Annotated in this window: 20 protein-coding genes and 1 pseudogene; 10 read left to right on the forward strand and 11 right to left on the reverse strand. The window is 70.7% G+C overall.

Annotated elements, in window-relative coordinates; all coding sequences use genetic code 11:
* Positions 1 to 142 precede the first annotated feature (142 nt).
* The 3 genes from ACFY3C_RS25205 to ACFY3C_RS25215 are packed head-to-tail and all read left to right on the forward strand — an operon-like array spanning position 143 to position 2582.
* Positions 143 to 1267, forward strand: a complete 1125-nt coding sequence (locus ACFY3C_RS25205; protein ID WP_390772314.1) for an ABC transporter ATP-binding protein — start codon at positions 143 to 145, stop codon at positions 1265 to 1267.
* Positions 1264 to 1917: an ABC transporter permease gene (locus tag ACFY3C_RS25210; protein WP_386575629.1), complete on the forward strand. Its 654-nt coding sequence runs from the start codon at positions 1264 to 1266 to the stop codon at positions 1915 to 1917. Before ACFY3C_RS25205 ends, ACFY3C_RS25210 begins: the two co-directional genes overlap by 4 nt.
* Positions 1914 to 2582 carry an ABC transporter permease gene (locus ACFY3C_RS25215; protein ID WP_390772315.1) on the forward strand — a complete coding sequence of 223 codons (669 nt, stop codon included), beginning with the start codon at positions 1914 to 1916 and terminating at the stop codon, positions 2580 to 2582. Before ACFY3C_RS25210 ends, ACFY3C_RS25215 begins: the two co-directional genes overlap by 4 nt.
* 4 nt (positions 2583 to 2586) lie before the next feature.
* On the opposite strand, the gene ACFY3C_RS25220 is transcribed toward ACFY3C_RS25215, so the two are convergent.
* From ACFY3C_RS25220 to ACFY3C_RS25235, 4 genes are read right to left on the reverse strand one after another with little or no spacing between them, the layout of a single operon-like run.
* Positions 2587 to 3186, reverse strand: a complete 600-nt coding sequence (locus tag ACFY3C_RS25220; RefSeq protein WP_390772316.1) for an ATP/GTP-binding protein — start codon at positions 3184 to 3186, stop codon at positions 2587 to 2589.
* Positions 3173 to 3589, reverse strand: a complete 417-nt coding sequence (locus ACFY3C_RS25225) for a DUF742 domain-containing protein (protein WP_390772317.1) — start codon at positions 3587 to 3589, stop codon at positions 3173 to 3175. Before ACFY3C_RS25225 ends, ACFY3C_RS25220 begins: the two co-directional genes overlap by 14 nt.
* Positions 3590 to 3621: 32 nt before the next feature.
* Positions 3622 to 4092: a roadblock/LC7 domain-containing protein gene (locus tag ACFY3C_RS25230; protein ID WP_145885352.1), complete on the reverse strand. Its 471-nt coding sequence runs from the start codon at positions 4090 to 4092 to the stop codon at positions 3622 to 3624.
* A complete protein-coding gene (locus ACFY3C_RS25235) occupies positions 4089 to 6551 on the reverse strand; it encodes an ATP-binding protein (protein WP_386575623.1) in 2463 nt (820 codons plus the stop codon). The genes ACFY3C_RS25230 and ACFY3C_RS25235 overlap by 4 nt, the downstream gene beginning before the upstream one ends.
* 231 nt (positions 6552 to 6782) lie before the next feature.
* Between ACFY3C_RS25235 and ACFY3C_RS25240 the strand changes: the two genes are divergently transcribed.
* Both ACFY3C_RS25240 and ACFY3C_RS25245 read left to right on the forward strand, forming a co-directional pair.
* Entirely contained in the window at positions 6783 to 7736 is a 954-nt protein-coding gene (locus tag ACFY3C_RS25240; protein ID WP_390772318.1) for an ABC transporter substrate-binding protein, read from the forward strand.
* Between the two features lie 234 nt (positions 7737 to 7970).
* Positions 7971 to 8660 (forward strand): aromatic amino acid lyase, encoded by a 690-nt coding sequence (locus tag ACFY3C_RS25245; protein ID WP_390772319.1) that lies wholly within the window; start codon positions 7971 to 7973, stop codon positions 8658 to 8660.
* A 22-nt stretch (positions 8661 to 8682) separates the two neighbouring features.
* On the opposite strand, the gene ACFY3C_RS25250 is transcribed toward ACFY3C_RS25245, so the two are convergent.
* From ACFY3C_RS25250 to ACFY3C_RS25265, 4 genes are all read right to left on the reverse strand, one after another.
* Positions 8683 to 9138: a tellurite resistance TerB family protein gene (locus ACFY3C_RS25250; protein ID WP_390772320.1), complete on the reverse strand. Its 456-nt coding sequence runs from the start codon at positions 9136 to 9138 to the stop codon at positions 8683 to 8685.
* 118 nt (positions 9139 to 9256) lie between these two features.
* Positions 9257 to 9907, reverse strand: a complete 651-nt coding sequence (locus ACFY3C_RS25255; RefSeq protein ID WP_390772321.1) for a M15 family metallopeptidase — start codon at positions 9905 to 9907, stop codon at positions 9257 to 9259.
* A gap of 53 nt (positions 9908 to 9960) precedes the next feature.
* Positions 9961 to 10407 (reverse strand): DUF6114 domain-containing protein, encoded by a 447-nt coding sequence (locus tag ACFY3C_RS25260; protein ID WP_390772322.1) that lies wholly within the window; start codon positions 10405 to 10407, stop codon positions 9961 to 9963.
* Positions 10408 to 10411: 4 nt separating this feature from the next.
* Positions 10412 to 11110 (reverse strand): DUF6230 family protein, encoded by a 699-nt coding sequence (locus ACFY3C_RS25265; RefSeq protein WP_390772323.1) that lies wholly within the window; start codon positions 11108 to 11110, stop codon positions 10412 to 10414.
* 766 nt (positions 11111 to 11876) lie between these two features.
* On the opposite strand from ACFY3C_RS25265, the gene ACFY3C_RS25270 reads away from it, so the two are divergent.
* The gene (locus ACFY3C_RS25270) at positions 11877 to 12530 is read left to right on the forward strand and encodes a Tat pathway signal sequence domain protein (protein ID WP_390772324.1); all 654 of its coding nucleotides are present in this window, start codon (positions 11877 to 11879) and stop codon (positions 12528 to 12530) included.
* 18 nt (positions 12531 to 12548) lie between these two features.
* Here the strand turns inward: ACFY3C_RS25270 and ACFY3C_RS25275 are convergent, their stop codons facing one another.
* Complete coding sequence (locus tag ACFY3C_RS25275) at positions 12549 to 13508, reverse strand: lytic polysaccharide monooxygenase (protein WP_390772325.1); 960 nt, start codon at positions 13506 to 13508, stop codon at positions 12549 to 12551.
* A gap of 436 nt (positions 13509 to 13944) precedes the next feature.
* On the opposite strand from ACFY3C_RS25275, the gene ACFY3C_RS25280 reads away from it, so the two are divergent.
* Positions 13945 to 14592 carry a ScbR family autoregulator-binding transcription factor gene (locus ACFY3C_RS25280; RefSeq protein WP_386575609.1) on the forward strand — a complete coding sequence of 216 codons (648 nt, stop codon included), beginning with the start codon at positions 13945 to 13947 and terminating at the stop codon, positions 14590 to 14592.
* 22 nt (positions 14593 to 14614) lie between these two features.
* Complete coding sequence (locus ACFY3C_RS25285) at positions 14615 to 15823, forward strand: damage-control phosphatase ARMT1 family protein (RefSeq protein ID WP_390772326.1); 1209 nt, start codon at positions 14615 to 14617, stop codon at positions 15821 to 15823.
* Here ACFY3C_RS25285 and ACFY3C_RS25290 read toward each other — a convergent pair.
* Together ACFY3C_RS25290 and ACFY3C_RS25295 are read right to left on the reverse strand one after the other, a co-directional pair.
* Positions 15800 to 17083 (reverse strand): cytochrome P450, encoded by a 1284-nt coding sequence (locus ACFY3C_RS25290; RefSeq protein ID WP_390772327.1) that lies wholly within the window; start codon positions 17081 to 17083, stop codon positions 15800 to 15802. The two genes, ACFY3C_RS25285 and ACFY3C_RS25290, sit on opposite strands and share 24 nt — an antisense overlap.
* Positions 17080 to 17862, reverse strand: a complete 783-nt coding sequence (locus tag ACFY3C_RS25295) for an alpha/beta fold hydrolase (RefSeq protein WP_390772328.1) — start codon at positions 17860 to 17862, stop codon at positions 17080 to 17082. The genes ACFY3C_RS25290 and ACFY3C_RS25295 overlap by 4 nt, the downstream gene beginning before the upstream one ends.
* Before the next feature lie 177 nt (positions 17863 to 18039).
* On the opposite strand from ACFY3C_RS25295, the pseudogene ACFY3C_RS25300 reads away from it, so the two are divergent.
* Both ACFY3C_RS25300 and phsA read left to right on the forward strand, forming a co-directional pair.
* Positions 18040 to 18981, forward strand: a pseudogene (locus ACFY3C_RS25300) (hypothetical protein).
* Between the two features lie 121 nt (positions 18982 to 19102).
* Positions 19103 to 20992, forward strand: a complete 1890-nt coding sequence (phsA, locus tag ACFY3C_RS25305) for an O-aminophenol oxidase PhsA (protein WP_390772329.1) — start codon at positions 19103 to 19105, stop codon at positions 20990 to 20992.
* Positions 20993 to 21003 lie beyond the last annotated feature (11 nt).

Raw genomic sequence — 21003 nt, forward strand, 5'->3', positions numbered from 1 at the left:
CTGGCATACCACCCGGCTCCCTGTCCCCCGATCCGTGGGGACCGGTCGAGGGCGGTCGCTGGCCAAACTGCCGCAACACGCGCCGTCTAGACTCTCCCCGCAACGGCCCAGGCCTCGCCAAAACCGAAGGGTACGCGGCGTTTTGATACGGATAGATGCAGTCACCAAGCGGTACCCGGACGGCACGGTGGCCGTCGACGGGCTGTCGTTGGAGATACCCGACCGTGCGATCACCGTCCTGGTCGGCCCCTCCGGCTGCGGCAAGACGACGACCCTGCGGATGATCAACCGGATGGTGGAGCCCAGCGAGGGCAGCATCCTCCTCGACGGCCAGGACGTCCGGCAGCAGCCGGTCAACACCCTGCGCCGGTCGATGGGTTACGTCATCCAGAACGCCGGTCTCTTCCAGCACCGCACCATCCTCGACAACATCGCCACCGTGCCCCGCCTGCTCGGCTGGGGCAGGCAGAAGGCGCGGGCGCGGGCAGCGGAGCTGATGGAGCGGGTCGGGCTCGACAGCGTGCTCGCCAAGCGGTACCCGTACCAGCTCTCCGGCGGCCAGCAGCAGCGCGTCGGCGTGGCCCGGGCGCTCGCCGCCGACCCGCCGGTGCTGCTGATGGACGAGCCCTTCTCCGCCGTCGACCCGATCGTACGCAAGGGCCTCCAGGACGAACTCCTCCGTATTCAGGACGAGTTGGGCAAGACCATCGTCTTCGTCACGCACGACATCGACGAGGCCATCAAGCTGGGCACGATGGTCGCCGTGCTGCGCACCGGCGGCAGGCTGGCCCAGTTCGCCCCGCCGGCCGAGCTGCTCAGCGCGCCCGCCGACCCCTTCGTGGAGGACTTCCTCGGCGCCGACCGAGGCATCCGGCGGCTCTCCTTCTTCCCGTCCGCCGAACTGGAGTTGCAGACCGCTCCCGTCGTCGCGATCGACGCGAGCGCGGAGAAGCTCACCGCCCGAGGCACGGCTCCGCATCTCCTGGTGACGGACACCGACGGCAGGCCGCTCGGCTGGGGCGCGCCGGACGACCTCACCGCAGGGGAGATCGACCGGGAGCGACTCCTGCCGTACGGGCGGCCGTTCGTGCCCGGCACGGACTCGCTGCGCACCGCGCTCGACGGGGCCGTGCTCTCGCCGACCGGCTGGGCCGTCGCCGTGGACAGCGAGGGGCGCGCCGTCGGCGTCGTCTCCCAGCAGGTGATCGGCGAGGCCATCCGCACCGCCCACACCGCGGGCCGGCAGGACGCGAAGGCCGCGCGATGAGCGGCTTCTTCGACATCCCGAGCGACCTCCAGAACAGCTACTTCGGCCTGATCGGCCTGCACCTGCGGGAGGCCCTGCTGCCGGTGCTGGCCGGGCTGCTCGTCTCACTGCCCCTGGCCCAGCTGTGCGTACGGTTCCGCTGGCTCTACCCGCCCGTGTTCGGTGTGACCACGGTGCTGTACGCCATCCCGTCCCTGGCCTTCTTCGTCGTCCTCATCGACTACACCGGCCAGACCGAGACCACGGTGATGATCCCGCTCGCCGTCTACAGCCTGGTGGTGCTCGTCCCCGCGATCGTGGACGGCGTCCGCTCGGTGCCGCCGGAGACCCTCGCCGCCGCCACGGCCATGGGCCTGGGACCCGTACGGCGTTATCTCCAGGTCCAGTTGCCCATCGCCGTACCGGCGATCATCGCGGGCCTGCGGGTGGCGACCGTGTCGAGCATCTCCCTGGTCAGCGTCGGCATGCTGATCGGCAACCAGGGCGCCCTCGGCAACCTGCTGCACGACGCCCAGATCTACAACCGGCCCCTCCTCGCGGTGAACTCCGTGGTGACCACGGCCGTACTGGCCGTCCTGGTCGACGCGTTGCTGGTCGCCGTGCGTGTCCTTTTGACCCCCTGGATGCCGAAGGAGCGCGCGGCCCGGTGAACGTCCTGAACTTCGTCAACGCCTTCTTCAGCGACAGCACGCACTGGCACGGCTACGACGGCATCCCGTACCGCGTCGTCGAGCACCTGCGGTACTCCCTGGAGGCGCTCGCCCTCGCCACCGTGATCGGGCTGCCGGTCGGACTGGTCACCGGGCACTACGGGCGCGGCGGCAACGTGCTCGCGCTGATCGCCACCGCGGCCCGGGCGCTGCCCACCTTCGGCCTGCTGGTGCTGCTGGTCACCTGGCTGAGCTTCAGCACGGGGCTCGTGATGATCCCGCTGGTCGTGCTCGCCGTACCGCCGATCCTGGTCACGACCTACGAGGCCGTCCGGTCCGTCGATCCCTCCCCGGTGGACGCCGCGCGGGGCATGGGCATGCCGGAGTCACGGGTCCTGTTCCAGGTGGAACTCCCGGTCGCGCTCCCGCTGATCCTCAGCGGAGTGCGGTCGGCCGCCATCCAGATCGTCTCGACGGCCACCATCGCCGCGTACATCGGCCTCGGCGGCCTCGGCCGCTACATCATCGACGGCCTCTACCAGAAGAACTACGAGAAGGTCGTCGGCGGCGCCACCCTGGTCGCCGGGATGGCGCTCGCGACCCTCGTGGTGTTCTGGGCGGTGTCCCGGATCGCGGTCTCGCCCGGGGTGCGCCGGAGCAACTGAGGCGTCACTGCTCGGTGCGGGCCAGCGCCAGTTCGAGTACGACGAGCAGCGCGTCCCGCACCGAGCCGCGCTCCCGGGCGTCGAACACCACGACCGGGACGCCGTCGGAGACGTCGAGCGCCCAGCGGACCTCGTCCAGGGAGTGCTCCACCTTCCCGTCGAAGGCGTTGACCGCCACCGCGAACGGGATGTCCTTGTGCTCGAAGTAGTCGACGGCCGCGTAGCAGTCGTCCAGACGGCGGGTGTCGACGATGACGAGACCGCCGACCGCGCCCTCCACGATGTCGTCCCACATGAACCCGAACCGCTCCTGCCCGGGCGTGCCGAACAGATACAGCTTCAGCGTCGGGTCGATGGTGATGCAGCCGAAGTCCAGCGCCACCGTGGTCGTGGTCTTGCGCGGGGTGTGCGTGAGGTCGTCCACGCCCGCCGCGACCTCGGTGATCGACGCCTCGGTGGTCAGCGGCTCGATCTCCGAGATCGAGCCGACGGTGGTGGTCTTGCCCACGCCGAAGCCGCCCGCGATCACCATCTTCACCGGCAGCGGCGGCCGCACGGCGGCGGGCCCGGCCGTGCCCCGGGCGAGCGGTTCAGTCGGTGTCACTCGGTACCCCTCGGGAGTCGGAGACGGCCCGGAGGCCGTCGATAACCCTGCGCAGGACGGAGGCGTCGTGGGTGGCCTCGGCGTCGGGTACGTGGACCGTCAGCTGTCCCGCCTCGCGCAGGTCTTCGGCCAGGACACGGACCACGTTGAGGTGCAGTCGCAGCCGAGCCGCGAGTTCCGCGATCGACTGCGGCAGCCGGCAGGCGGCGACGATGTCGTACCGCTCGAAGGAGAGCCGGCCGAGCGCGTCGAGACCCGCTGCGGTGGCCACCACCTGCGTCTCCACGGGCATCGACCGGCCGGGAGCGGCATCCGCCACCCGGCCGGCGGTGACCAGGAACGGCCGTACGGCGGGGGCGGGGCCGACCGGGTCCGGGCCCGGGGGCCGGGTGCCGTCCGCCATGGCTGTCCACTCCTCCTGTCCGGGCGCGCGCCTCAGCGCGTGGCGCCGACGGTGTTCTTGAGCTCCAGCACCAGCTGCGGGCTGAGCGCCGCACCGGCGCGGTTGGCGAACACCGTCATCTCGTAGGCGATGTTGCCGAGCTTGGCGTCCTTGTCGGTGACCACGCCGAGGACGGCGCCGCTGCCGATCGCGGAGACGATGACATGGCCGCCCTCCAGGTCGATGATGACCTTGTTCAGGCCGCCCAGGCCGTAGTTGCCGGAGGCGCCGGCGGCCAGGCTGGTGATGCCCGAGACGATCGCGGCGAGCCGCTCGGAGTGGGCGCGCTCGCGCAGCTCCGACACGGCGATCAGCAGGCCGTCGGAGGAGACCGCGATCGCGTCGACGACGCCCGCGGTCTCGGTCGCGAAACGGTTCAGCAGCCAGGTGAAGTCGGCTGCGGCTGCCTGCAGGTCGGTCGGCGCGGTGCCGCCCGTCGGGGTGTCACCTGTCGACGTGCTCACTGCTCGGCTCCTTCCGGAAGGTGGTTCGGGTCGTGCGGCGGGGTCGGCGTGGGGGGAGCGGAGGAGGTCTCCTCGGGGTGCGGTCGCGCGTGGCTTCCGGTGTCGCAGTCCCGATGGGCGCGCTCCACCGCCGCCTCGAACTCCTCCAGCGCGCTGCGCTCCGCCTCGGCGTCGCGGGTGCGCGCCGTCTGCGGTGCGGCCTCGGAGGCGCCGGCGGTCGTCCGGAGCGTGGCCCCGCGCACCCGGCGGCGCAGGGGGCGGGCGGTGCCGGAGGAGACGAGCTGCGGCTGCTCCGTGGGGGCGGCGGTCTCGCGGCTCGGGACACGGCGGGGCAGGGGGACTGCGGGGTCGGTGCTCTCACCGGCGGAGTCGGTCTGCCCCTCGGCGGAGTCGGTCTTGTGCCCGGCGGTTTCGGTCTTCTGCTCGGCGGAGCTGGACGGCACCGGTCCGGACGGGGCGTCCGCTGCCGTCGGCGCCACGGCGACCGGCTCCGCCACCGGGCTCATCGTCAGCAGCAGCGAGGACGGGAGCGTCACCTCCGCCGTCACACCGCCGCCGGGCGTACGGGTCAGCTCCACCCCGATCTCCCAGCGGCGGGCCAGCGCGCCCACCACGAACAGGCCGAGCACCTTCGTCGGCACCAGGTCCAGGCGTTCGCGGCGGATCAGGCGGGCGTTCTCCTCGGCGAGCCGTTCGGCGCTCATGCCGAGGCCGTGGTCGGTGACGACGACGTGGGCGCCCTCGGCACCGGACCGGACGGTCACCTCCACCGGGCTGCCCTCGGGGGAGAACGACACCGCGTTCTCCACGAGTTCGGCCATCATCAGGGTCAGGTCGCCGATGATGTCGGGTTCGACCATGGTGTCCGAGGCGGCGTACAGCCGGACCCGCTGATAGCCCTCGATCTGCCCGAGCGCGGCCCGCACCACGTTGGACAGCGCCAGGGGCCCGCCGTCCAGAGCCGTCTCACGGATGCCCGCCAGCAGCATCAGGCTGTCGGCGTTGCGGCGCAGGCGTACGGCGATGTGGTCGATGGAGTAGAGGCGCTCCAGCAGCGCGGGGTCGGTCTCGCCGCGCTCCACGGCGTCGATCAGCGCGAGTTGGCGGGTGGTCAGGTTGCTGACCCGGCGGCCGACGTTGCCGAACATCTCGGCGGTGTTGCGACGGCTGAGCACCTGGCGTTCCAGCAGGGCCGCGGCGGTGGTCTGCACCCGGTTGAAGGCCTCGGCCAGGTCGCCGATCTCGTCGCGCGCGGTGACCGGCATGTCCCGCAGCCGGGGCGGCCCGTCGTCCTCGGCGTCGTCGTCGGCCACCCGGTCAAGCTCGCGCCCGGCCACCTCGGCGACCTCCTGCGCGGCCCCGGTGAGCGCCTGCACGGGCCGCACCACCGAGCGGCGCACCAGCACCGCGAAGGCGATCCACAGCGCGAACGCCACCAGCGTGCCGTACAGCAGCAGCCGCGCGTGCCACTTGGCGGAGGAGGCCTCGCGGTCGGCGCGGTCGGCGATCTGGCCGATCAGCGAGGTGGTGATCTTCAGCCGGGCGGCAGCCTGTTCGGGGTAGTTGGGGGAGTCGGCCAGCGCGTCCTGGACCGCCCGGCGCATCTCGGCCCGCGACCCGGCCTCCAGTTGCGTGGGGTCGATCTGCAAGTCGGCGTACGCCTGCGCGATGCGCTGCTGCGCGGGAGTGTGGTCGATGCCGGCCAGCTGCCGCGCCTGGCGCTCGGTGGCGAACCGGCCGAAGCGGTCGGCCTGGTGGGTGTAGAGGTCGTACGAGCCGACCGCGTTGGTGAACTCGATCAGCGCGTTGGTGTCCCCGGTCGTCGCGGAGAACACGCTCGTCTCGAAGGCGCCGTGGGCGGCGTCGGCGCGCAGCAGGGAGTCCAGCAGGTTGCCGGTGAAGGCCGACGAGAGAGTGGTGTTGTGGTCGAGTCCGAGGCTGTCGAGCAGGTGGCGTGTCGCGTCGACGTAGGGAGGGTCGATGTTGTCGGCCGGCAGATAGCCCCGCTCGACGCTCTGGCGCAGGCTGGAGAGGTCGTCGACGTCCCTGAGGGCCTGTTCCTCGGCGTACGGCAGCCGGTCGCCGTAGGTGGCGCGCACCTTCTCGGTCTGGGCCTTCACCCCCTCCTGCGCGGCGCGGTAGGCGGCGAGCGAGGGCTTGGACCAGCCGGTCTCGTAGCGCGCGGACAGCAGGATCGCCTGCTGGTGCTCGGCCTCGACGCGGTCCACGAGCCGGGCCACCTGCGCACTGTCCCGCACCGTCCGGGCCGCCGACTCGGCGGTGTCCGACTGCTCGACCAGGTCGTTGACGAGGTACGACAGCAGGGCGGCGATCACCGCGAGCGGGATGGCGACGAGCAGGTTGAGCTTGCGCCGGAAGGGCCAGCGGTCGGCGAAGCCTCGTACACCGCTGTGTACCGGGGCATGCCGGGCGGGCGCGTCCACCTGGTTCGTGGACACCGGGCCTCCTTCATGGGGGTGCCTTACGGCGGAAGCGGGCCCCGTGCACCGCTGTGACCGAATTCGACTCCCGTGAGACTACAGGCCCCTTGAAGGGGCAATCACCTCGCCTTTTATCAAGAATGAGTTACAAGGTGAGCGCTCTCTGCATGCAACTGACCGCGCATCGAAGCCAATCGGTGACCCAGAGACACTTGACTGACCGAGAACTGGCTGGATTGGATCAGTTGTGTGACTTCCACCAAGCGCACCAGCAGGCCCATCCGGAGGAACCGAGGCGCGGCGGCGGTCGCCCTCGCGGCGGCGACGGCCCTGGTGGCGGGCTGTAGCTCCTCCGACGACAAGGGCGACAACCCCCTTTCGGACAGCAAGGCCAGCGGCGACAGCGTGGTCGTCGGATCCAACAACTTCGCCGAGAGCACCCTGCTCGCGGACATCTACGGCGAGGCCCTCAAGGCCAAGGGAATCAAGGTCTCCTACCGGCCGAACATCGGCAGCCGCGAGACCACCTACGGTCTGCTCAAGAACGGGGCCGTATCGGTCCTGCCCGAGTACAACGGTGCGCTGCTGGCCTACCTCGATCCGAAGGCCAGGCCCAAGACCGTCGAGGCGACCACGTCGGCCATCGAGGCCAAGCTGGACTCCAAGCTGACCGTGCTGGAGCCCTCGCCCGCGCAGTCCAAGGACTCGGTCACGCTCAACGCGGCCACCGCGAAGAAGTACAACCTGACCGGCAAGTCGTCCATCGCCGACCTCAAGGACATCGCGAAAGACCTGGTCATCGGCGCCTCGCCGGAGTTCCAGACCCGGCAGCAGGGCCTGGTCGGCCTGAAGGACGTCTACGGCCTGGAGTTCAAGTCCTTCAAGGCGCTGGACGCGGGCGGCTCGCTCACCAAGGCGGCGCTGAAGAAGGACGCCGTGCAGGTCGCGGACGTCTTCACCACGGACGCGGACATCTCCAAGGAGAAGTTCGTCGTCCTGCAGGACCCGAAGAACCTCTTCGGCTTCGAGAACGTCCAGCCGCTCGTCTACAAGAGCGCCCTGCCCCAGAAGGGCGTCGACGCGCTCAACGCCGTCTCCGCCAAGCTGGACACGGCGACCCTGCTGGACCTGGACACTCAGGTGCAGAACAAGGACCCGATGGACGTCGCCAAGGCCTGGCTGAAGTCCGCCGGTCTCGACTGACGCACCGCGGCGCGGACGCGACCGTGGACCCGACGACGCGGGTGCCCCCGGAGGCCGGGGACACCCGCGTCGTGCTGGACGGAACGGCCCTGTCCCTGCCGGACCTGATCCGCCTCGCCGACGCCACGGCCGAACCCGCCCTGGATCCATCGGCCCTGGACCGGCTCCACCGCGCCCGCGAGCAGGCCGACCGCCTCGCCGCGGGCGGCCGCCGAGGTGCGGCGGCTGCTGGGGATGCCCGATCGGCCGGTCGCCACCGGGCGCCGGATCCAGGATCCCTTCGGCTTCCGGGCCTTTCCGCAGGTGCATGGCACCGCTCTGGAGTCCTGCGAGGCGCTGCGCCGGATCGTCGAGGTCGAGATCAACTGCCCCACGGAGAACCCGGTCCTGGCCCCCGACGGCCGGCTCTACCACCACGGCGGCTTCTTCGCGGCCCCGCTGGCCCTGGCCCTCGACGGCCTGAACCTGGCCCTGCTGCAGACCGCCCAGCTCTCCGTGGCCCGGCTGAACGCGCTGGGCCGCCCCGATCTGACCGGCCTGCCCGCCTTCCTCGCCTCCGGCCCCGCCGGCAGCTCCGGCACGATGATCCTGGAGTACACCGCCAACTCGGCGCCGGCGGAGGTGCGTTCCTGTGCCGCACCCGCCTCGACCGGCCATGCCGTCCTCTCCCACGGCCTGGAGGAGACCGCCAGCTTCGCCGGCCAGGCCGCCCGTCAGACGAGCCGTGCCGCCGAAGCGTACGCCATATTGCTCACCTGTGAACTGGTCGCCGTCGTACGGGCGTTGCGGCTGCACCGGTTAGCCCCGACGGTCCCCGCATTCACCGTCGCGGCCGCCGCGCTCCAGCCCAGCACCGAGGACCGCCCGTTGACCGGAGACATCACGACGGCGACCGAACCCCTGTCACAGCTCGCTGAGTTGTGAACCCCGTGGCGGTGGCTACGGATCAGAGGTCGAACTCGTGCGGCGGCAGTTCGAGCGTGTAGCACGCCTCACGCACCACCGCCTGCTCGGTCTTGTCGAAGTCCCCGTCCGCACCGCCGATGACGATGCCGATCTGCACCACGGCCCGCGCCTCGGCGGGCTTCTTCTTCGCCTTGGCGATCTCCTGGAGCACGCTCACCTTGCCGAAGTCGAAGTCGGTGGTCAGCTTGTTCAGGTTCTCCTCGAAGCGGCGCCTCAGGTCGTCGGCCGGGAAGTTCTGCAACACCTCGTTCGTCGCGATGAGCTGGGCCACCCGCTGTCGCTCCGACGGGTCGATCGTGCCGTCGGCGGCGGCCACGAGCGCGCACATGGCCATGCTCGCGTCGCGGAAGGCGCCGCTCCTCAGGTCGTTCTTCTTCGCCACCAACTGGGTCTGCATCTGCGACGCCGACTCCTTGACGCGGTCCCACAGGGCCATGCGAACTCCTCGTATCCACGGTCGAATGCCTCGACGAAACGTCCACGCCAACTTCTACAGCAACGTAGAAACGTCTGGGGTGGCCGATAAGTTCCGGCAACCTGGACCGAATTCCCGGTCAGCCGAGTTCGCGCGGGCCGTAGATCGCGCTGTCGGCTCCGGTGGCCAGGGCCCAGTAGCGGTCGCCGAAGGACCAGTGCCACCACTCGGTGGGGTAGTTCACCAGGCCGGCGGCCGTCAGGGCGTCCCCAAGGAGCCGCCGGTTGGTACGTGCCTCGGCGCCGACGTTTTCGGCGTCCGTGTAGCAGGCACCCGCACTCTCCTCCGGGCTGGCGTTCAGCCGGGTCCCCATGTCGAGTTCCTGTCCGTCGGCGGTGACCAGGGTGAGGTCGACCGCGGCGCCGGCGCTGTGCGGTGCGATCTCCGGCGGCGACACGTACCGGCTCGCGGCATCCCGGACCTGCGTCGGCGACCAGTCCGGGTGGTCGCCGCACAGTTTGCCGGCATAGCCCTCGAAGTAGTGGCGCTGCAGCGCGGGCGGCCGGTACCCCTCGACGAACAGCAGCCGTATGCCGTCCGGCAGCAGTTCCTGAGCCTTGAGGAGCCGGGTCAGCACCCCTTCTCGCAGATGCGCGAACGCCCCCGAGCCATCGGTTTTGCGGGCATCGACGGCGAGGTCCCGCAGCCGGACGTCCACGAGCGGTTCATCGCAGTCGAGCACCGGGACGGCCGCGATCTTCGGATCTGACATCAGCACGATCTCGTTCATGCATTGATCATTGCCGACGGTTCGATCCGGCCGTGAGTTGTTGGGTGCCGATATCAGGCCAGGTCCCCGGCCCCTTCCCCCAGCCTCTGCTCCGCGGCCCGGGCCGCCCTGCGGCGTCGGCGGCTCACCCGGGGCTCCTGGTCGGGGAGCCAGCCGAAGGCGAGGCAGCTGCCGGTGACGCCGAGGAGGAGGCCGATGAAGAAGCCGCCCAGGTTGGAGGTGAGCCAGGTGCCCAGGGCGAGCAGGACACCGGTGATGGAGTAGAAGAGCCGCTGGGACGGGTTGAAGAGGATCAGCAGACCCAGTATCACCATCAGCGTCGGCAGCAGATAGCCGGCCAGGCCCTGCATGCCGATGTGCATCACGACCTTCAGCGAGGCCTTCTCGGTGAGCAGGATCTCGCCGCCGCCGAGGGCCAGCAGCAGCCCGCCCCAGAACGGCCGGCGGGCCCGCCATCTGCGGAAGGCGGGCCTCAGTCCCTGACGTGGACGCTCCGGCATCGGATCAGCAAGCCTTGTCGCTGAAGCTCAGCTTGAGTCCGGGCAGCCTGAACACACCGGCGGTGGTCGCGTAGTTGGTCTGCCGCAGGTTGCCGATGTGCACGGTGTCGGCCTGCTGGCTGAAGACGCCGATCGGGCCCTTCGCGTTGGCCTTGTTCAGCGTGCTCGCGTCGTTGCCGATCTCGATGTTGTCGAAGGCCGCGTCACCCGACAGCTCGGTCGAGTCGGTGGTGAGGTCGCTCGCGGTCACCTTGTGCTCGCCACCGCCCGCGGTGATCTTCAGGTTGGTGCCGCCCAGGTCGACGCTCTGGCACAGCTTGGTGAGCGTGGCGTTCTTGATGGCGGAGGTGACGACGAGCACCTGCCCGCCGGTGTCCCCGGCGTTCGGGCTGCCGTCCGCCATGTTGTCGAGCCCACCGAACTGCTCGAAGCCGGTGCCGTTGAGTTCCGTCGCCGTGACGGTGAACGGCATACCGGAGATCGCGAACTGCACACCCAGCGCGCCCTCCGCGGTGAGGATCGCGAGGCCCGCGGCGACCATGGTGGCAGGCACCGCCATGACAGCGGCCCTGCGCAGTCGTACCCGACCTCGTCTTTCGCCGCCGGCGGCGGTCCCGGACGCGGCTGAGGCTTCGGACGGGGAACCGCTTCCCGGGTTCTCGGGGGTGTTGTCGGCGGACGAGAGGTCCGGGGACGAGGCCATGTCTGCTCCCAGGGGCATAGATCAATGCGGGTTGGGCTTCAGTGGCGCGTTGTCCTGGCGCGGACAGCGGCTGCCGCACACGCCTCCTCGCACTCCCGGCGGATGCAAGGGCTTTCTCGTTACGCGGCAGTAGCCTTCGAGGAAGTTACCGCCGGTTACTTTCGGGGGTCAAGGGAGTTGTGAAAAAAGGGTGTTGGATGTGCGCGGGTGCCGACCAGCCGCGTTCCGAAGCGGTATCCGACAGCCCCTCGGTGAACAGCAACTCCCTTGCTGCTCCTTGACGTTGATGGTTGAGCAGGTCTACAACTCTCCCTGGTTTCCCCGGATCCGTGGCGCCGGATCCGCCGAGCGGCATCGGCCGCGTTCCCGGCCTTCATTTCGGTAACCGCTCTGCCTTCCTTGCTTCGACAACCGCTCCGCACCAGCGCGGTATCGGCACGGTCGCTTCCCCCTCCCGTGCCCGGCCGCCCCTTGTCCGGCCCGGCCGGAGGCCTTCCCCCGAGGTCTTCGGCCGGTGCCCGGCCGGCCGCCGTCACCGGTCCGTCACGTACGGAGAAGGCGTCACGGCCCGGCGCCGGCGGCACCCCCACCCCGCATCAGCCCCCAGCTCCACGGCGCGCCACGCGCCCCCACCCAGCGTCACCGCCCCCACCCGCGTCACCGCCCCCACAGCGCCACCCCCCACGCCAGCCACACCCCCCACGTCCACCCACACCCCCCATCTCACCTCACGTGTTGCCCCCCACCCCAGAAAAGAGGCACCCGCATGCGTACGCGATCCCTCCTTGCCCTCGCCGGCACCGTCACCGCGCTCACCGTCGCCATGGCCGTCCCCGCCTCCGCGGACGGAAGCGCCGTCCTCACCACGGGCAGCGCCGGAGGCGCCGCCGCAGCGGTCGGCGACACCCTGACCGCACCGTTGGCCAGTGGCACGACCGCGACGCTCTACTCCAGCGCGACCGGCACCAGCGGGGTCACCTGCACGTCGTCGCAGTTCACCGCCACGGTCACGGGCAACCCGACCGCACCCGGTACGGCCACCGAGTCGGTCACCGGGCACTCCTTCGACAGCACCAGCTGCACCAGCAACGTCACCGGTGTGCTCGGCGTCAGCAGCATCACGGTCGACAACCTGCCCTACACCGCGACGGTCGCCTCCGACGGCACCCTCACCGTCTCGCCGGCCAGTGGCTCCACCATCCAGACCACGGTGAAGCTGCGCACCCTGCTGGGCACCATCACCTGCGTCTACCAGGCGCCGAGCCTGACGGGCAAGGCCGACAACAGCGACAGCAGCATCGCCTTCACCAACCAGCAGTTCGCGAAGAGCTCCGGTTCGTCGCTGTGCTTCGCGAACGGCTACTTCACCGCCAAGTACGCCCCCGTCACGGACGCGGGCGCCCCCGTCTACGTCAACTGAGCCTCGCAGGAGAGAGGTTCAGCGTCGTCGTAGACGCAGAACCAGGGCGGCGCCCCCGGTGAGCACCAGCACCGCGGCGGCGCCGCCCGCCAGCAACGGCGCCGAGGGGCCCGCGTCCGCGCGCGTGGCGTCGGCCACCGGCGTGCTGTCGCCGGTGGTGCCAGCCGAAATTCCCTTTCTCTCGGCGGCAGTTGGCGTTCCGGACGACGGCTGCGCAGTCTCCGTCCGTGCGGGCCGAGTGCTCGCCGGCGCCTGCGACGCGGCGGCGGTCTCCGTGGCCTCCGCCGAACCCGAACCCGAGCCCGACTCCGAGCCCGCCCCCTTGCTCGCCCCTGGGAACACCACGTCGGAACACGAGTAGTACGTGTCCGGCGTGCTGCTGTTCTGCCAGATCGTGTAGAGCACCTGACGACCCGTCCGGTCCGACGGCACCGTCGCCCGGAAGTGGTACGCCCCGTTCGTCAGCGGCGGGTCCGTGACCTCGGCGAAGGGGCGTGTGGGCAGGTCCGCCCACTTCAGCGGCTTCGACGGGTCGTAGCCGGGCTTCGTGAGGTACAGCCTGAACGTGCCGGTGTGCGCGATCGTCGAGGCGTACGTCATCGTCAGTTTGCCGCCGGGCGTCAGCCGGGTCGCCGGCCAGTCCCGCCGGGCCAGATCGAGGCCCCGATAGGCGGGCAGGTTCCCGCTGCACAGTTTGCCGTCCGGAATCACCTGCCGGTCCCGGCCGTTCACCCCCGCCACGCGCAGGTTGTCCCACGCGGTGAACGGGGCGCCGTTCGCGCTGATCGCCGCGCGACAGGCCGCCGACCGGTTCGCGCTGCCGCCCTCGGGCGAGCAGGCGTACACCCGGCTGACCGGGTCCGTGGGGGCACCGTGCGCCTGGGCAGGCCCCGCCGCCCACGGCAGGAGCAGGAGTGGGGTCGCCGCAGCGGCCGCCGTGACGCTCAGGCGGGCGGTCGTCCGAGTCATCCGAGTCATTCGGGACACTTCTCCTCGGCAGGCGCGGGAACGGGGTCTGCTGAGTCCAGTACGGGGCACATGTCCGTCGCGTTCAGCCACTCCGGCGTCCTTGGTGTCACGGCGCACCACACCCGACCGGTCAGACTGTTTTTGCGGGTCACGGGGAGGCGTGACCGGAACACGGGCCCGGAGCCTCCCGACGAGTCGTCCAAGGGCACGGTGAACACAGTGACTTGGCTTCCGGAAACACGCAGAAGTGGTGGGAGGAGTGCATTCTGGGGTCGTCCGTTTGCGGAGTGTCATGCCCTGGCCTGGTGTCGTGCGGGTGAACGGACCGTGTGACGCATGGAAGTGCGACCGGCTGACTCCCTTTGGCGCCTGGTGAGTTATCGTATGTGTGGGTCAAAACAAACCGCGTGTCCCGTTCGGTAGAGCTGCAAGGAGGGGTCAGTCGATGGCGAGGCAATTACGCGCTGAGCAGACCCGGGCGACGATCATCACTGCTGCCGCCGATCTGTTCGACCGACAGGGCTACGAATCCACCAGTTTGAGCGACATCGTGGGCCACGCGCAGGTCACCAAGGGGGCGTTGTACTTCCACTTCGCCGCGAAGGAGGATCTGGCCCACGCCATCCTGGAACTGCAGGCCAGGGCCGCGCAGCAGGTGGTGGCCGATGTCGAGGGCCGGGGCTACACCTCGCTGGAGGCCCTGATGCGTGCCACGTTCGCCATCGCCCGGCTGGCCGTGGAGGATCCGGTGCCGCGCGCCGGACTTCGCCTCGCCACCGCGGACGTCACCGTACGGCCGCCGCTGAGGCACCCCTTCACGGAGTGGCTGGAGTTCGCCACCCGTAAGTTCAGCGGCGCCGTGAAGGAGGCGGATGTGCACGCCGAGACCGATGTCGGTGTCGTCGCCCATTCCCTCGTGTGCTTCTTCATCGGCACCCGGGTCGCCGGCCGCTCCCTGGAACCGGTCGGACGGCTGCCCCGCAGGGTGGCGGAGATGTGGCACCTGATGGTCCGGGGCCTGGTGCCGGTGCACCGCCGCCCCCGCTATCTGACCCTCGCCACGCAGCTGGAACGGGAGACAAGAACCGGCTGACCCGCGCGATACGGTGACGCCCATGCCCGACACCCCCACGGCACCCGTCATCGTCGGCGACGAACCCGGCTCGTTCCCGCACAGTGTGCTGGCCCAGCGGCACCCCGCGATCATCCGGCAGGTGCGGGACGCGTTCCCGTACGCCCCCGGGCAGCACCGCGCGCTGGACGAGCTGCTGAAAAGCTGCACCGAAGGCGTGATCGAACCGCTGCCCGAGGGTGCCGGTGACCGGGACCGGTGGCGGGCCTGGGGGCTGGACGACTACGCCGGCCGGTCCTGGTTCGACGTGCCGTGGCTGTGGTCCGAGAGCCACTTCTACCGTCGGCTGCTCGACGCCGTCGGCTGGTTCGGCCCGGGTGCCTGGCAGGGCATCGACCCCTTCCGTCCCTTCAAGCGTGCCGAACTCGACGCGCCGGAGACCGACGAGGAACTCGCCGCGCTCGACGCGCTCCAGGACCGTCCGGAGCCGGAGCGGGCCCGCGCCCTGCTGCACGGCTCGCTGTGGGGCAACCGCGCCGACCTCGGCTTCCGGCTGTCCGCCGCGGGCGCCGAGGCCGCGGAGCCGGTCCCCGCTCTGGTCGCCGACGACAGCGAGGCCCTGTGGTCGCTGCTGCCGCCCTCCGGCACGGGCGTGCTCGTGCTGGTCGCGGACAACGCGGGCCGCGAACTCGTCCCCGACCTGCTCCTGATCGCCCATCTCCTCGCCGAGGGCCGGATCGGCCGGGCGGTCCTGCACGTCAAGCCGTACCCCTACTACGTCTCCGACGCCACGACCGCCGACGTGGTCGACGCCCTGCAGCGCCTCGCCGCGGCACCGGGCGCGGCCGCCGGGTACGGGCGCATGCTCTGGTCGGCCATGGCCGACGGCCGCCTCACGGTGCGCGCCCACCCCTTCTCCTGCGCCCCGCTGCCGTACGCCGACCAATCGGACGACCTGCGCGCCGAGTTCGCCTCGGCCACGCTGACCGTCTTCAAGGGCGACCTCAACTACCGGCGCCTGGTGGGCGACCGGCTGTGGCCGCCCACCACGTCCTTCCAGGAGGTGACCGCCTACTTCCCCGGCCCGGTCGCCGCCCTGCGCACCCTGAAGTCCGACGTGATCACCGGCCTGACCCCGGACACCGAAGCCGCGTTGGTCGCGACGGAGGGACAGGCCTGGCGCACCGGCGGCACCCACGCACTCATCCAGGTGAACGCCTCGAACGTCTCAAGTGACCCGCACGGGAAGTGACTTGAGGCCGTTGATGAAGTTGGACACCAGACGTCCGGCCGGTCCCGCGGGGCGCAGGCCGGGCAGGGTCCGCAGCACCTCCTCGTAGAGCAGCCGCAGTTGCAGGCGGGCGAAGTGGGCACCCAGGCACACATGCGGACCGTCCCCGAAGGACACGTGCGGGTTGGGTGTGCGGGCGAGGTCCAGCCGGTCCGGCTCGGTGAAGACCCGCTCGTCGCGGTTGGCCGAGGCATGGAACACCACGACCTTGTCGCCCGCCCGGATCCGGCGGCCGGCCAGCTCGGTGTCCTGCGCAGCGGTCCGGCGGAAGGTCAGGACCGGCGGGTGCCAGCGCAGCAACTCGTCCACTGAGGTTGCCATTTCGGCCTTGCCGGCGCACAGCAGCTCGTACGCCTCCGGATGCTCCGCCAGGGCCAGCAGCCCGCCGGGTGCCGCGCTGCGCACGGTGTCGTTGCCCGCGACGGTGAGCAGGAAGAAGAACATCTCCAGTTCGGCGTCGGCGAGTTCGGTGTCGTGGGCGAGCGTGGTCATGATGTCGTCGGCGGGATACCGCCGTTTGTGCGCGGCCAACTGCCCGGCGTACGCGAACATGTCCCGCAACATCACCGGCGAACGCGGGTTGACCGGCTTGCCCGCCTCGTCCAGCACCGCAGGGCCGGCCTCGTCCGGATCCTGGTAGCCGATGACCCTCTGCGTCCAGTGCAGCAGCAGCCGCCGGTCGCTCTCCGGAACCCCCAGCAGATCCGCCAGGTTGAGCAGGGCGTACTCGTCGGTGACGGCGGCGACCAGGTCGACCGTGCCGTTACCCGACCGGGCTTCGTCCACCGCCCGGTCGAGCAGGGTCCGGGCCCGCTCGCGCGCGACCGCCGTGAACCGGTCGACGCGCCCCGGAGTGAACGCCCGGCTCACCAGCCGCCGCAGCCTTCCGTGCTGCGGCGGATCCTGGTTGAGCATCATGCGCCGGATGAACGGCAGGTCGTCCGGGTCGGGGTCACGGATCTGGGTCGCGCCGAGGTACGAGGAGTACGTCGCCGAGTCCTTGAGCACACGGACCACGTCGGCGTGCCGGGTCACCGCCCAGAACCCGGGCCCGGCCGGCCAGCCCTGCAGCTCGCTCTCGTCCTGCCAGGCGACCGGGTGATGGTCGCGCAGGAGACGGTAGTCGGCGTACGGCACCCCGGCGGCGTACCGGCGCGGGTCGAAGACGTCGGGGACGGCGGGGACGTAGGGCACCGGCGGGGCCCCCTTCCGTACGCTCACGCCGGCTTGCCCTCGTCCGCTCGCAGAAAGTCCTCCACCGTGCGGATCAGCTCCAGCGGAGTCTCGTCCATGGCGTAGTGCCCGGCACCGGGCAGCCCCACGAGTTCGGCGCGCGGATACCAGGACATCCACGTCTCCCGCATCAGCGCGGGCGACAGCGCCGGATCGAGTTCGCCGGCCACCGCCAGCGCGGGCACCTCGCTGCCCTCGACGTCGGCGCGGAAGTCCTCGCCCGCCCAGGAGTCGAGCCAGGCCCGGAACGCCTTCGCGTCGCTGCGCTCCAGCGAGCGGTCCACCATCCGGTCGAGCCAGGCGTCGGGACGGCGGCTCCCGGTGGTGAAGTCGATGATCGTGCGCCGGTTCTCCGGCCGGTGCGCCGCGTCCGCGAACAGCACGCCCTGCTCGCCGGGCAGCGGCAGCCCCGAGGCGGGCACGGGGGAGACCCCGACGATCCGGCGCAGCCGGTGCGGGGCGACCGACAGCAGCCGCTGCGCCACCGCGCCGCCCATGGAGTGCCCGATCACCGAGAACCGCTCCCAGCCCAGCCGGTCGGCCAGCTCCACCAGGTCCACGGCCGCCTCGGTCGTCGTATAGGAGCCCACGGCGTCCCGGGCGGCTCCGTAGCCGCGCAGATCGACCAGCGCGTAGGTGAAGGCGGTCCGGTCGAGATCCGGTAGGACGGCCTCGTAGGCGGAGCGGTCGGCGAACCAGCCGTGCACGGCGAACACCTTGTGGGTGCCGTCGCCGTGCACCTCATGGGGCAGCACGAAGGAGGTCATGCGCCTACCGTGACCCGCGCGCGGGGGCTCGGCAAGAGCGCGGACGGGACTCGCGTGGGCCAAGGCCAACGCAACCGAAAACCACGGAAGTTCCCTGCTCTACCGGTGGTTCACGCGATGGTGTGATCATCGCCCGGGGGGCGGATGGCGCTTCCGGGCCACGAGTAGGGCCCGGGCATGACGCAGCCGTTCGAACTCCCGCACTTCTACATGCCGTATCCCGCGCGGCTCAACCCGCATGTCGACGAGGCACGTGCCCACTCGACGGCGTGGGCGCGCGAGATGGGCATGCTGGAGGGCTCCGGGATCTGGGACCAGGCCGACCTGGAGGCGCACGACTACGGGCTCCTGTGCGCCTACACCCCCCCGACTGCGACGGCCCGGCCCTCTCGCTGATCACCGACTGGTACGTCTGGGTGTTCTTCTTCGACGACCACTTCCTCGACATGTACAAGCGCACCCAGGACCGCGCAGCCGGAAAGACCCACCTGGACCGCCTGCCCCTGTTCATGCCGCTGGACCCGGCGACACCCGTGCCGGAGCCGGAGAACCCGGTCGAGGCGGGCCTCGCCGACCTGTGGAGGCGGACGGTGCCGTCGATGTCCGTCGACTGGCGCCGGCGCCACCTTCGGCTCCGACCTCACCCTCAGCCTGTGCCGCGCGGGCCAGGGCCCCGCGATTCCGCCGGAGGTCTACCGCAGCGGCCCCGTCCAGGCGCTGGAGAACGCCGCCGTGGACTACGGGTGCCTGGTCAACGACGTCTTCTCGTACCAGAAGGAGATCGAGTACGAGGGCGAGCTGCACAACGCGATCCTCGTCGTCCAGAACTTCTTCGGCTGCGACTACCCGGCCGCCGTCGGCATCGTCCACGACCTGATGACCCAGCGCATGCAGCAGTTCGAGCACATCGTCAGCCACGAACTGCCGGTCCTGTACGACGACTTCGCTCTGTCGGCCGAGGCGCGTGAGGCCATGGGCCACTACGTGGCGGACCTGCAGAACTGGATGGCGGGCGTCCTGCACCGGCACCGGGAGGTCGACCGGTACAAGGCCGGCTGTCTCGCCCGCCGGACCCACGGCTTCGTACCGGACCTGGGGTCGGCGCTGCCCATCGGCTGACATCGCACCGGCCGTTTCGGAAAATTCTCGTACGGAACGGGATATTCAGGGAACCTCGACGAGGCGTCGGGAGTCTTCTGAGGCAAGGGGAACAGACAACGGAACACGGGGGTGTTCGACCTTGACCGACATCATCGAGAGGATCACGGAGGACGCGGCGGGCAAGCAGGCGCCGGAACCGGGCGAACTGACGCCGTACGTCGCCCGGTTACCCGTCCCGCCCGTCCTGCGCCCGGCGGCCGCGTCCGCCGACGTGACGCACGAGACGGAGATCGCTCTGCGCCCCACCTGGGTCCGCCTGCACCCGCAGCTGCCGCCGACCCTGATGTGGGGGTACGACGGCCAGGTGCCCGGCCCGACCATCGAGGTGCGGCGCGGACAGCGCATCCGCATCGCCTGGACCAACCGCATCCCGAAGGAGAGCGAGTACCCGGTCACCTCGGTGGAGGTGCCGCTGCGCACCGACGGCCGCCCGCCCGCCACCACCGAGCCCGGCCGCGAGGGCGTCGAACCGAACAAGGATGTCGCCGCCCTGCCCGCCTGGACGGTGACCCACCTGCACGGCGCCCAGACCGGCGGCGGCAACGACGGCTGGGCCGACAACGCCGTCGGACACGGCGACGCCCAGCTGTCCGAGTACCCGAACGACCACCAGGCGGTGCAGTGGTGGTACCACGACCACGCGATGAACATCACGCGGTGGAACGTGATGACGGGCCTGTACGGCACCTACCTCGTCCGTGACGACGAGGAGGACGCGCTCCACCTCCCCTCCGGGGAGCGGGAGATACCGCTGCTGCTCGCCGACCGTAACCTCGACACGGACGAGGACGGCCGCCTCAACGGCCGGCTGCTGCACAAGACGGTGATCGTCCAGCAGCAGAACCCGGAGACGGGCAAGCCGGTCTCCATCCCGTTCAGCGGCCCGTACACCACGGTCAACGGCCGCATCTGGCCGTACGCCGACGTCGACGACGCCTGGTACCGCTTCCGGCTGGTCAACGCGTCCAACGCGCGCATCTTCAACCTCGTCCTGGTGGACGAGGACGACAACCCGGTGCCGGGCGTCGTCCACCAGATCGGCAGCGACGGCGGGCTGCTGCCCCGGCCCGTCCCGGTCGACTTCGACGAGGCGCTGCCCATGCTGACCGCGGCCCCGGCCGAGCGGTTCGACCTGCTCGTCGACTTCCGGGGGCTGGCGGGCAGGAAGCTCCGGCTGGTCAACAAGGGCCGCAACCAGCCCGCGGGCGTGCCCGATCCGGCGGGCGACGTGCGCTATCCGGCGGTGCTGGAGTTCCGCGTCGGCGAGACCGGGGCGTGCGACACCTTCGAACTGCCCGAGGTGCTCTCCGGCTCCTTCCGCCGCCTCACGCACGACATCGAGCACGGCCACCGCCTGATCGTGCTCACGCCGCCCGCCACCAAGGGCGCCGGCGGCCACCCGGAGATCTGGGAGATGACCGAGGTGGCGGACCCGAGCGGCCTCAAGCTCCCCGCCGACGGCGTCATCCAGCTCACGGGGGCGGACGGCACCACGAAGACCTACCGGCGCACAGCACGGACGTTCAACGACGGTCTCGGCTTCACCATCCCCGAGGGCGGCTACGAACAGTGGAGCTTCCTCAACCTCGCACCGATCGTCCACCCGATGCACATCCACCTGGCCGACTTCCAGCTGCTCGGCCGGGACGCGTACGACGTCTCGGGCTTCGACCCGGCGGTGGGCGGCACCCGTACCCCCATCGCCTACGACGCGGGCACCCGGACACCGCTCGCGCCCAACGAGCTGGGCCACAAGGACGTCTTCCGCGTCCCGGGCGGGCAGATCCTGCGCGTCATGGGCAAGTTCGACGGGGCGTACGGCCGGTTCATGTACCACTGCCACCTCCTGGAGCACGAGGACATGGGCATGATGCGGCCCTTCGTCGTCATGCCGGCCGAGGCCATGAAGTTCGACCACGGGGCGCACGGCGGTCATGACGGGGGCCACGGCGGAGGTCACACCGGCTGACCCCGGTCAGG

This window comes from Streptomyces sp. NPDC001410, from assembly GCF_042895235.1.
Lineage (GTDB): Bacteria > Actinomycetota > Actinomycetes > Streptomycetales > Streptomycetaceae > Streptomyces.

Excerpts from the sequence above, each read along its gene's own strand:
- ACFY3C_RS25210 (WP_386575629.1), top strand. The coding sequence starts at position 1,264 with ATGAGCGGCTTCTTCGACATCCCGAGCGACCTCCAGAACAGCTACTTC.
- ACFY3C_RS25295 (WP_390772328.1), bottom strand. The coding sequence starts at position 17,862 with ATGACCTCCTTCGTGCTGCCCCATGAGGTGCACGGCGACGGCACCCAC.
- ACFY3C_RS25265 (WP_390772323.1), bottom strand. The coding sequence starts at position 11,110 with ATGGCCTCGTCCCCGGACCTCTCGTCCGCCGACAACACCCCCGAGAAC.
- ACFY3C_RS25275 (WP_390772325.1), bottom strand. The coding sequence starts at position 13,508 with ATGACTCGGATGACTCGGACGACCGCCCGCCTGAGCGTCACGGCGGCC.
- ACFY3C_RS25255 (WP_390772321.1), bottom strand. The coding sequence starts at position 9,907 with ATGAACGAGATCGTGCTGATGTCAGATCCGAAGATCGCGGCCGTCCCG.
- ACFY3C_RS25225 (WP_390772317.1), bottom strand. The coding sequence starts at position 3,589 with ATGGCGGACGGCACCCGGCCCCCGGGCCCGGACCCGGTCGGCCCCGCC.
- ACFY3C_RS25280 (WP_386575609.1), top strand. The coding sequence starts at position 13,945 with ATGGCGAGGCAATTACGCGCTGAGCAGACCCGGGCGACGATCATCACT.
- ACFY3C_RS25270 (WP_390772324.1), top strand. The coding sequence starts at position 11,877 with ATGCGTACGCGATCCCTCCTTGCCCTCGCCGGCACCGTCACCGCGCTC.
- ACFY3C_RS25250 (WP_390772320.1), bottom strand. The coding sequence starts at position 9,138 with ATGGCCCTGTGGGACCGCGTCAAGGAGTCGGCGTCGCAGATGCAGACC.
- ACFY3C_RS25260 (WP_390772322.1), bottom strand. The coding sequence starts at position 10,407 with ATGCCGGAGCGTCCACGTCAGGGACTGAGGCCCGCCTTCCGCAGATGG.
- ACFY3C_RS25245 (WP_390772319.1), top strand. The coding sequence starts at position 7,971 with ATGCCCGATCGGCCGGTCGCCACCGGGCGCCGGATCCAGGATCCCTTC.
- ACFY3C_RS25285 (WP_390772326.1), top strand. The coding sequence starts at position 14,615 with ATGCCCGACACCCCCACGGCACCCGTCATCGTCGGCGACGAACCCGGC.